The sequence below is a fragment of the Blastococcus sp. SYSU DS0533 genome (assembly GCF_054050775.1).
The window spans coordinates 297931-308721 of record NZ_JBJGZZ010000004.1 but is presented as its reverse complement, the minus strand read 5'-3'; the positions used below and the strand labels follow the sequence as shown (position 1 = coordinate 308721).

Here is a 10791-nt window from a genome sequence, read left to right as displayed (position 1 = left end):
TCGTAGACCTCGCAACCAAGGTCCACATAAGAAGGACGCCGCCGGAGGGCCTTCTTGACCAGCTTCACGCCGCGGCGGCCGGGTGGCCCGGCAGCGCCCGGGGCCGGCGGGCGCTGCCGGGCCCCCGGTCAGGCCTGCCCGGCCGGCTCCCGGTACCCGGCCACCTCGAAGTCGAGCCCGCCGTCGCCGACCACCACCCGGACGGTGTCGCCCCGCTGGACGCCGCCCTGCAGGAGCAGCCGGGACAGCGGGGTGTCCAGCTCCCGCTGGATGACCCGCCGCAGCGGCCGCGCGCCGAAGTCGGGCTGGTGGCCGTGGTCGGCCAGCCACTCGACCGCCTCAGGGGCGACCTCGAGCGTGATCCCCTGCGCCGACGTCCGCCGCCGGGTCTCCTCCAGCAGCAGGTCGGTGATCCGGCGGAGCTGGTCGGGCTCCAGCCGCTCGAAGACGACGACCTCGTCGATCCGGTTGAGGAACTCCGGGCGGAAGGACTCCCGCAGCCGGCGCATGACCCGCTCCTGCAGGTCGTCCCCCGACCCGCCGTCGGCCGAGCCGAACCCGAGCGGCGTCCCCCGGCCGACGATCAGCTCCGACCCCAGGTTGCTCGTCATGATCAGCACGGTGTTGGTGAAGTCGACCGTCCGGCCCTGGCTGTCTGTCAGCCGGCCGTCGTCGAGCACCTGCAGCAGCGTGTTGAAGACGTCGGGGTGAGCCTTCTCGATCTCGTCGAGCAGGACGACCGAGTAGGGACGCCGCCGGACGGCCTCGGTGAGCTGGCCGGCGTCCTCGTACCCGACGTACCCGGGCGGGGAGCCGACGAGCCGGCTGACGGTGTGCCGCTCCTGGAACTCGCTCATGTCCAGCCGCACCATCCGGTCCTCGTCCCCGAACAGGGCGGCGGCCAGCGCCTTGGCCAGCTCGGTCTTCCCCACGCCGGTGGGGCCGAGGAAGAGGAAGCTGCCGATCGGGCGGTCCGGATCGCCGAGCCCGGCGCGCGACCGGCGCACCGCCTCGGCGACGACCGCCACGGCCCGGTCCTGGCCGATCACCCGCTCGTGCAGCCGGGCCTCCAGCTCCAGCAGCCGCTGCATCTCCTCCTGGGTGAGCTGGCTGACCGGGATGCCGGTGCTCCGCGACACCACCTCCGCGATGTCCTGCACCTCCACGCACGGGATGCCGCTCCCGCCCCCGGAGCGCGCCTGCTCCAGCCGCTGCTCGGCCTCGCGCACCTGGTCGCGCAGCTCCGAGGCGCGCTCGTACTGCTCCGCGGCGACCGCCTGGTCCTTCTCCCGCTGCAGCCGGGAGAGCTCCTGCTCCAGCCCGCGCAGGTCGGTCGCCGGCGTCTTCACCCGCCGCCGCACCCGCGCCCCGGCCTGGTCGATCAGGTCGATCGCCTTGTCCGGCAGGTGCCGGTCGGCGATGTAGCGGTCGGACAGCTCGGCGGCGGCCACCAGCGCCTCGTCGGTGAACCGCACCTGGTGGTGGGCCTCGTAGCGGTCGCGCAGCCCGCGGAGGATCTGCACGGAGTCCTCGACGCCGGGCTCGGGCACGAGGACCGGCTGGAACCGGCGCTCGAGGGCGGCGTCCTTCTCGATGTTGCGCCGGTACTCGTCGAGGGTCGTCGCCCCGATGATGTGCAGCTCACCGCGGGCCAGGGCGGGCTTGAGCATGTTGCCCGCCCCACCGGAACCCTCCGACGCCCCGACGCCGACGACGGTGTGCAGCTCGTCGATGAAGACGATGAGCTCGTCGCTGTGCTCGCGGATCTCGTCGATGATCTTCTTCAGCCGCTCCTCGAAGTCACCGCGGTACCGGGTGCCGGCCACCAGGCCGGTCAGGTCGAGCTCCACGACGCGGCGGCCGCGCAGGGTCTCGGGGACGTCGTCGTCGGCGATCTGCGCCGCGATCCCCTCGACGATCGCCGTCTTGCCGACGCCGGCCTCGCCGATGAGGACGGGGTTGTTCTTCCGCCGGCGGGCGAGCACCTCCAGCGTCTGGTCGATCTCCTCCTCGCGGCCGATCACGGGGTCGATGCGGCCGTCGCGCGCCATCTCGGTGAGGTCGCGGCCGAACTCGTCGAGGGTCGGGGTGCTCGACGGCGGCTTCGCGGCGGGCCCCTGGCCACCGCCCCCGCCGGCGGCTGCCTGCTGCAGCGCCTCCGGGGTGACGCCCGCCGAGCGCAGCACCTGCCCGCCCGGGGAGTCCGCGTTCACCGCCAGCGCGAACAGCAGGTGCTCGGGGCCGATGTAGGTGGAGCCCAGGGCCCGCGAGATCTGGTGCGCGTCGAGGAGCGCCCGCTTGGCGGCCGGGGTGAGCGCGAGGGCCCCGCCGGCCTGCTGGACCCCGTCGTGCGGTGCCGCCACCTGGTCGTGGAGGACGCCGGGGTCGACGCCCGCGCGGCCGAGCAGCTGCTGCACCGTCTGCTCCTCGGTCAGCGCCGCGAGCAGGTGCTGGGTGTCCACGTCGGTGCTGCCGGCGTCGACGGCGTGCCGCGCCGCCGAGTTCACCACCTCGCGGCCGCGCTCGGTGAGGAGCTGGGTGATGTCGATGCGCTGCCGGGGCTGCCGGGAGCCGCCCAGGTAGCGGGCGAAGAACTCGTCGAAGGGGCTACCGGCACCGCCGGGGAAGAATCCGCTCGTCATGCCACTCGTCTCGATGTCGGGGACCACCCGCGCCGGGGCTGGGCGTCGGGCCGCCGTCCCCTACCCGGTGCCGGCGACGGCCTAGCATCGGGGCGTGCCGGTCCTGCCCGCTTCCTTCTCCCCCACGACCATCTCGCGGGTCGCTTTCGCCAACGTGCTGGCCAACGGGGCGATCGTGCTGACCGGGGGCGTCGTCCGCCTGACCGGCTCGGGCCTGGGCTGCCCCACGTGGCCGCGCTGCACCACCGAGAGCTTCGTGACGACGCCGGAGATGGGCATCCACGGCGCCGTCGAGTTCGGCAACCGGCTGCTCACCTTCGTCCTCACCGTCCTGGCGGTCGCGCTCGTCGTCGTGGTGGTGCGCTCCTCGCGCCGCGACCTGCGCCCGCTGGCGGTGGCCGCGTTCCTCGGCATCCCCGCGCAGGGGGTCGTCGGCGGCATCACCGTCCTGACGGGCCTGAACCCGTGGACCGTCGCCGCGCACTTCCTCGTCTCCATGGGCCTGGTCGCGCTGACCACCGTCCTCTGGCTGCGCTCGCGCGAGCCCGGGGTCGGCGAACCGCTGCTGGGCCGGCCCTTCCGCCTGCTCGTCGGCGCCATCGCCGCGGTGACGGCGCTCGTGCTGGTCATGGGCACCGTGGTCACCGGCAGCGGACCGCACAGCGGCGACCCGGAGGCCGGGCGCACCGGGCTGGACGCCGAGCTGGTCAGCCACCTGCACGCCGACGCCGTCTTCCTGCTCGTCGGGCTCACCGTGGCGCTGCTGGTCGCCCTCTACGCGACCGACTCCCCCGGCCGGGTCCGCCGGGCTGCGCGGGACCTGCTGGTCGTCCAGCTGGCGCAGGGCGTCGTCGGCTACGTGCAGTACTTCACCGACCTGCCGGTCCTGCTCGTCCTGCTGCACATGCTCGGCGCCGTGCTCGTCACCGGGTACACCGCGCGGCTCGTCTGGTCGGTCCGCGGGCCGGCGTCCGACCTGCCGCTCCCCGCCCGCGCCGAACCTGCGGTCGCCGCCCGCTGACCCGTTGTCGCCCTGGGCGTGTGCCCCCACGCCCGGTTCGACCGCGTGGAACCGGGCGTCAGCGCACACCCGCGAGCAGATGCCGTCGCCTGGCGGCGTGGACCGACCGGATGTCCCGACGGCACTCCTCGGGCTCGGCGGGCAGCCGGGGGTAGCTGGAGCGGAGCGTCTGCCGACCGGCGGTGGCGAGGACGGCGTCTCGGCGGGTGTCCCGCTCCCGCTGGTCTCTCGAACCGTGCCATGCGGCGCCGTCCATCTCGACGGCGAGCAGGACGTCGTCGTAGGCGGCGTCGAGGTGGTGGGTACGGCCGCCGACGGAGACCGCCCGCTCCTGGGTGAACCGGGGCATCCCCGGTGCGCGGAGCACCTGCAGGCAACCCCGGATCTCCCGCTCGCTCTGGCAACCCTGCGCCAGCAGCCGGACCAGCCCGGTGAGCGCCACGTGCGCGGGAGGGCGGTGTGGTGGCTGAGCACGCCGTCGCAGGCCTGCGCCGCGGCACGGGCTCGGACGCGCCAGTCGTCGGCGAGAGCGGGGGGCGTAGACCCCCGGCTGGATGCGGCGGAGCCGGCCGGCGGACACCCAGGCGGCGAGGGTCTTCCGGTCGATCCGGCTGACGAGCGACTCCACGTCGCCCAGCCGTCGGGGTCCGAGCAGCTCCGCGATGTCGTAGGCCGCCTCACGACCCTGACCGGTCGCCCCGTCCGTGGCGGCGTCGGCGCCGATCTGTGGACGGAGCAGCAGTGTGTGCGTCGAGGTCCGGTTCCGAGCGTTGGAACCGGGCGTCGGCGCACACGCTCGGCGCAGCAGCCGTCAGACGATGGCGTCGACGATGATCGCGACCGACAGCAGCGACAGGTACGAGATCGAGACGTGGAACAGCTGCATCGGCTTCGTCTCGCCGCCGCGCTTGATGCGGGCCAGCAGCCGGTGGGACTCGACGACGAACCAGGCGCCCAGCAGCGCGGCCGGGATCGCGTAGCCCAGCCCGATGCCGTAGCCGGAGGCGACCGGCCAGAGCAGCAGCGAGACGGCGACGGTGGCCCACGCCCACGCCGCCGACTGCCGGCCGACCGACAGCGCGGTGGTCACCACGGGCAGCATCGGGACGTCGGCGCGGGCGTAGTCGTCCTTGAAGCGCAGGGCCAGCGCCCAGAAGTGCGGCATCTGCCAGCAGAAGACGATCCCGAAGACGACGACCGCCGGCCAGTCCAGCGAACCGGTCACCGCCGCCCAGCCGATCAGCACCGGTGCCGCGCCGGGGACACCGCCCCACTCGGTGCTGCGGCGGGTGTGCCGCTTGAACACCATCGTGTACAGGACGGCGTAGTAGAAGATCGCCGTCGCCGCGAGCACCGCGGCCAGCGGCGTCGTCGTCACCAGCAGCAGCACGGTGGAGCTGACGGCGAGGACGGCCCCGAAGACCAGGGCGGCGCGCGGGGTGACCTCGCCGGTGACCAGCGGCCGCTTCCGGGTGCGCTGCATCAACCGGTCGATGTCGCGGTCGAAGTAGCAGTTGAAGACGTTGGCGGCGCCGGCGGCGAACGTGCCGCCGAGCAGCGTCCAGAACAGCAGCGACAGCGACGGCCAGCCCCGGTCGGCCAGCATCATCGCCGGCACCGTCGTGATGAGCAGCAGCTCGATGATGCGCGGCTTGGTGAGGCCGACGTAGGCGCCGACGCGGGCGCGGACGCGGGTGGCGAGGCGGGGAGCAGGGGCGGGGGCGGCGGTGCGCTCGGACAGCACCGTCACCGGGTGCCCTCGTGCGCGGTCGCGCGCGGGCAGCAGGGCACCACGGGATCCCTTCGAGCCTGGGGGCGGAACTCCCCCACTGTAGCCCCGGCCGCTCGCGACGCCGGCGCGCGGCATGACCTCGGATGACTAGGGTTGATCACGTTGCTGCCGCCGGTGCAGCGGGTAGGGGCGACCCCGACGACGCCGTCACGCCCCCCCGGTCCCGCACCAGCCCACCGGCGGCCGGCCGCGCCCGGGCACGACGTCAGGCCTACCTCGAGGGAGAACCGACCAGATGGACACGCGCAGCACCGGGCCGGAAGCGCCGGCCGAGGCCGCGACCGACGCGCCCACCGGCAGCCCGTCGCAGCCGCAGCCGACCCTCCCCGACGGCTTCGGGGACCTCGACCGCCGCGCCATCGACACCGCCCGCGTCCTGGCGATGGACGCCGTCCAGAAGGTCGGCAACGGCCACCCCGGCACCGCGATGAGCATGGCCCCGACGGCCTACCTGCTGTTCCACAAGTGGCTGCGGCACGACCCCAGCGACCCGAACTGGGTGGCCCGCGACCGGTTCGTCCTGTCCATGGGGCACTCCAGCCTGACGCTGTACGTGCAGCTCTTCCTCTCCGGTTACGGCCTCGAGGTCGAGGACCTCCAGGCGCTGCGCACCTGGGGGTCCAAGACCCCCGGCCACCCCGAGGTCAACCACACCCCGGGCGTCGAGACGACGACCGGCCCGCTGGGCCAGGGCGTCGGCAACGCCGTGGGGATGGCCATGGCCGCCCGCCGCGAGCGCGGCATGCTCGACCCCGACGCCCCCGAGGGCGAGAGCCTGTTCGACCACCACATCTGGTGCTTCGCCTCCGACGGCGACATGGAGGAGGGCGTCAGCGGTGAGGCGTCCTCGCTGGCCGGCACCCAGCGGCTGGGGAACCTGACGCTGGTCTACGACGACAACCGCATCTCCATCGAGGACGACACGACCGTCGCCTTCACCGAGGACGTGGGCAAGCGCTACGAGGCCTACGGCTGGCACGTGCAGCACGTCGACGACGGCGAGGACCTCGCGGCCGTCGACGCCGCGTTCGCCGCGGCCAGGGCCGAGACCGGCCGCCCCTCGCTGATCGTGCTGCGCACCGTCATCGCCTGGCCGGCGCCGACCAAGCAGAACACCGGTGCCTCGCACGGCTCGGCGCTGGGCGAGGACGAGGTCCGCGCCACCAAGGAGATCCTCGGCTTCGACCCCGAGCGCACCTTCCAGGTCGACGACGAGGTGCTCGCCCACGCCCGCTCGGTCGTCGAGACCGGCCGGGCGGCCCGCGCGGAGTGGGACGAGGCGTTCACCGCCTGGCAGCAGGCCAACCCCGACGGTGCCGCGCTGCTGGCCCGCATGCGCGAGCGCCGGCTGCCGGAGGGCTGGGCCGAGGGACTGCCGACCTTCCCCGCCGACGAGAAGGGCGTGGCCACCCGGAAGGCCTCCGGCAAGGTCCTGGCCGAGCTCTACCCGCGGCTCCCCGAGCTGTGGGGTGGCTCCGCCGACCTCGCCGAGAGCAACAACACCGCGGTGGAGGGCGAGCCGTCGTTCCTGCCCGCCGACCGCCAGACCAAGATGTGGTCCGGCGGGCCCTACGGCCGCACCATCCACTTCGGCGTCCGGGAGCACGCCATGGGCGCGGTGATGAACGGCATCGCCCTGCACGGCGGCACCCGCGTGTACGGCGGCACCTTCCTCACCTTCTCCGACTACATGCGCGGCGCGGTGCGGCTGGCCGCGCTCATGCAGCTCCCCGTCACCTACGTCTGGACCCACGACTCCATCGGGCTGGGCGAGGACGGGCCGACCCACCAGCCGATCGAGCACTTCGCCGCGCTGCGCGCCATCCCCGGGCTCGACGTCGTCCGCCCCGCGGACGCCAACGAGGTCACCGTCGCCTGGCGCACGATCCTGGAGAACAACGACCGGCCCGCCGGCCTGCTGCTGTCCCGGCAGAACCTGCCGGTGTTCGACCGGGAGCAGCTCGCCTCCGCCGAGGGCGTGGCCCGCGGCGCCTACGTCCTGGCCGAGGCGTCGGGCGGCAGCCCCGAGGTCATCCTGCTGGGCACGGGCTCCGAGGTGCAGATCGCCGTCGCCGCACGCGAGCGGCTGGAGGCCGACGGCGTCCCCACCCGCGTCGTCTCGGTCCCCTGCGTCGAGTGGTTCGCCGACCAGGACCAGGCCTACAAGGACGAGGTGCTCCCGCCCTCGGTCCGCGCCCGGGTCAGCGTCGAGGCCGGTGTGCCCATGGGCTGGCGCGAGTTCGTCGGCGACGCCGGCCGCATCGTCGGGCTCACGCACTACGGCGCGAGCGCCGCCTACACCGTGCTGTACGAGGAGTTCGGCCTGACCGACGAGGCCGTCGTCGCGGCGGCGCGGGAGAGCCTCGAGGCCGTCCGCTCCGGCACGGCCGTCCCCACCGGCTCGGTCGCCGCCACCGGCGGCCTGCCGCACCCCACCGGCGACCGATGAAGGACCGCCGTTCCCCCCACGCCTCGCGAGCTCGGCGCGGGCCCCTGGACGGCGGCCGTTCCAGAACCTCACCAGGAAGGCACTGACATGGCACAGAACGAGAAGCTGGCCGAGCTGTCGTCCGCGGGGGTCGCCGTCTGGCTCGACGACCTCTCGCGGGACCGCATCCGCAGCGGGAACCTGCAGTCGCTGGTGGACGAGCACTCCGTGGTCGGCGTCACCACCAACCCGACGATCTTCGCCGCGGCGATCAGCGGCTCGGACTCCTACGACGACCAGCTGCACGCCCTCGCCGTCCGCAGGGTGAGCGTCGAGGAGGGGCTGCGCACCGTCACCGCCGCTGACGTCCGCGACGCCTGCGACCTGCTGCGGCCGGTCGCCGACCGGCAGCCGGGCGACGGGCGCGTCTCCCTCGAGGTGGCCCCCGGGCTCGCCAACGACACCGACGCCACGGCCGCGGAGGCCGCCCACCTGTGGTGGCTGGTGGACCGCCCCAACCTGTACATCAAGATCCCGGCCACCGAGGCCGGCCTGCCGGCGATCACCACCTCGATCGCCCGCGGGATCAGCGTCAACGTGACGTTGATCTTCAGCCTCGAGCGGTACCGGGCGGTCATGGAGGCCTACCTCTCCGGGCTGGAGCAGCGGCTCGCCGACGACCCGGAGGCCGACCTGTCCCAGCTGGAGTCGGTGGCCTCGTTCTTCGTCTCCCGCGTGGACAGCGAGATCGACAAGCGGCTGGACGCCGCAGGGGCCGACGCGTCCCTCAAGGGCAAGGCCGGCGTGGCCAACGCGCAGCTGGCCTACCAGGCGTACGAGGAGGTCTTCTCCTCCGAGCGCTGGCAGGCGCTGGAGGCCAAGGGCGCCCGCCGGCAGCGGCCGCTGTGGGCCTCCACCGGGGTCAAGAACCCCGAGTACTCGGACACGATGTACATCAGCGAGCTGATCGCCCCCGGCACGGTGAACACCATGCCGGAGAAGACGCTGATGGCCTACGCCGACCACGGCAGGCCCGGCACGCCGGTGCAGAAGTCGTACGACGACGCCGCCGCGGTCATGCAGGCGGTGCGCGACGCGGGCGTGGACCTCGACGACGTCTTCCGGGTGCTCGAGGAGGAGGGCGTGCAGAAGTTCGTCGACTCCTGGGACGAGCTCACCGACTCCGTCCGCACCGAGCTCGAGGACAAGGCGTGAAGCTGCAGGTCACCCGCACCGGCCTGGACGTCCCCGAGGCGCTCCGCGCGGAGCTCGAGCAGGACGAGGTCGCCGCCCGCCTGGCGCGCAAGGACCCGACGCTGTGGGGTCCCGAGGCCGAGAGCGAGGCCGCGGTGCGCCTCGGCTGGCTGGACCTGCCGGCCACGTCGCGGTCGCTGCTCGCCTCGCTCGCGGAGCTCCGCGCGGAGCTGGTCGCCGAGGGGCTGGACCGGATCGTGCTGTGCGGCATGGGCGGTTCGTCGCTCGCACCGGAGGTCATCTGCCGCACCGCCGGCGTGCCGCTGGTCGTCCTCGACACGACCGACCCCGGCCAGGTGCTCGCGGCCATGACCGAGCTGGAGCGGACCGTCGTCGTGGTCAGCTCCAAGTCCGGCGGCACGGTGGAGACGGAGAGCCAGCGGCGGGCGTTCGTCGCCGCCTTCGCCCGCGCCGGTCTCGACGAGGCGCAGATCGGCCGGCGCTTCGTCGTCGTCACCGACCCCGGCTCCCCGCTGGCCGAGACGGCCTCGGCGATGGGGGCCCGGGCGGTCTTCCTCGCCGACCCCACCGTCGGCGGCCGGTACAGCGCGCTCTCGGCGTTCGGGCTCGTGCCTTCCGCGCTCGCCGGGGCCGACGTCGCCGCGCTGGTCGACGACGCCGAGCAGCTGGCCGAGCGGCTCGCCGAGCCGGGCAACGCGGCGATGGAGCTGGGAGCCGCGCTGGGTGCCGCCTTCCGCGCCGGCCGCGACAAGCTCGCCCTCGCCGACGCCGGTGAGGCCCCGATCGAGGGCTTCGGCGACTGGGCCGAGCAGCTCATCGCCGAGTCGACGGGCAAGGAGGGGCGCGGCATCCTGCCGGTCGTGCTGGAGTCCCCGGAAGCCCCGGGCAGTTCGGGGCCCGACGTGCTGCTGGGCCTGGTCGGGGCCGACACCCCGGGTGCCGGTCCGGCGGTCGGCGTGACCGGCCCGCTGGGCGCGCAGTTCCTCGGCTGGGAGTACGCCACCGCGGTCGCCGGGCGGGTGCTGGGCATCAACCCCTTCGACCAGCCCAACGTGACCGAGAGCAAGGAGAACACCCAGGCGATCCTCGCCGCCGGGCTCCCCGACGAGCAGCCCGAGGCGACGATCGGCGCCGTGGAGATCCGCGGCACGGCCTCGGTGCTCCAGGGCGTGGACCTCTCCTCCCACGACGGGCTGTCGCTGACGCTGGACGCCCTGCTGGCCGCCGTCCCGACGCGCGGCTACCTGGCCGTCATGGCCTACCTGGACCGGCTCCGGGACGCCCGCGCCGCCGAGGTCCGCACCGCGCTGGCGCTGCGCACCGAGCAGGCGGTCACCTTCGGGTGGGGCCCCCGCTTCCTGCACTCCACCGGGCAGTACCACAAGGGCGGGCCGCAGATCGGCGTGTTCCTGCAGATCACCGGCGCCCTGGAGGAGGACCTGCCGGTCCCCGGCCAGCAGTACACCTTCGGCACGCTGCAGGCGGCCCAGGCCGCGGGCGACCGCAAGGCCCTCGCCGACCGCGATCGCCCGTTGCTCCACCTGCACCTCACCGACCGGGCGGCCGGCATCGACCAGCTGCTCACCGCGTTGCACTGCTGAGCCCCGGCGGGCCGGCCGGGGAGCCGCTCGACCGCGCCCGACCCACCCCGCCGTCCCGTCCCGCCGGGACCGGACGGCTGGATCCCCCGACC

Annotated in this window: 7 protein-coding genes; 4 read left to right on the top strand and 3 right to left on the bottom strand. The window is 74.1% G+C overall.

The window, feature by feature from the left end; genetic code table 11:
* Positions 1 to 128: 128 nt before the first annotated feature.
* Complete coding sequence (locus ACI79W_RS07915) at positions 129 to 2642, bottom strand: ATP-dependent Clp protease ATP-binding subunit (RefSeq protein ID WP_456561529.1); 2514 nt, start codon at positions 2640 to 2642, stop codon at positions 129 to 131.
* Between the two features lie 94 nt (positions 2643 to 2736).
* Here ACI79W_RS07915 and ACI79W_RS07910 point away from each other — a divergent pair, with 94 nt between their 5' ends.
* The gene (locus tag ACI79W_RS07910) at positions 2737 to 3663 is read left to right on the top strand and encodes a COX15/CtaA family protein (RefSeq protein ID WP_456561528.1); all 927 of its coding nucleotides are present in this window, start codon (positions 2737 to 2739) and stop codon (positions 3661 to 3663) included.
* A gap of 58 nt (positions 3664 to 3721) precedes the next feature.
* Here the strand turns inward: ACI79W_RS07910 and ACI79W_RS07905 are convergent, their stop codons facing one another.
* Together ACI79W_RS07905 and ACI79W_RS07900 are read right to left on the bottom strand one after the other, a co-directional pair.
* The gene (locus ACI79W_RS07905) at positions 3722 to 4105 is read right to left on the bottom strand and encodes a hypothetical protein (protein ID WP_456561527.1); all 384 of its coding nucleotides are present in this window, start codon (positions 4103 to 4105) and stop codon (positions 3722 to 3724) included.
* Between the two features lie 369 nt (positions 4106 to 4474).
* Positions 4475 to 5413 carry a heme o synthase gene (locus tag ACI79W_RS07900; RefSeq protein WP_456561526.1) on the bottom strand — a complete coding sequence of 313 codons (939 nt, stop codon included), beginning with the start codon at positions 5411 to 5413 and terminating at the stop codon, positions 4475 to 4477.
* Positions 5414 to 5690: 277 nt separating this feature from the next.
* Here ACI79W_RS07900 and tkt point away from each other — a divergent pair, with 277 nt between their 5' ends.
* From tkt to ACI79W_RS07885, 3 genes are all read left to right on the top strand, one after another.
* Positions 5691 to 7904, top strand: coding sequence for a transketolase (tkt, locus tag ACI79W_RS07895; protein ID WP_456561525.1), 2214 nt, complete (start codon positions 5691 to 5693; stop codon positions 7902 to 7904).
* Positions 7905 to 7991: 87 nt separating this feature from the next.
* Positions 7992 to 9098 (top strand): transaldolase, encoded by a 1107-nt coding sequence (tal, locus tag ACI79W_RS07890; protein ID WP_456561524.1) that lies wholly within the window; start codon positions 7992 to 7994, stop codon positions 9096 to 9098.
* The gene (locus ACI79W_RS07885) at positions 9095 to 10699 is read left to right on the top strand and encodes a glucose-6-phosphate isomerase (RefSeq protein WP_456561523.1); all 1605 of its coding nucleotides are present in this window, start codon (positions 9095 to 9097) and stop codon (positions 10697 to 10699) included. The genes tal and ACI79W_RS07885 overlap by 4 nt, the downstream gene beginning before the upstream one ends.
* Positions 10700 to 10791: the final 92 nt, after the last annotated feature.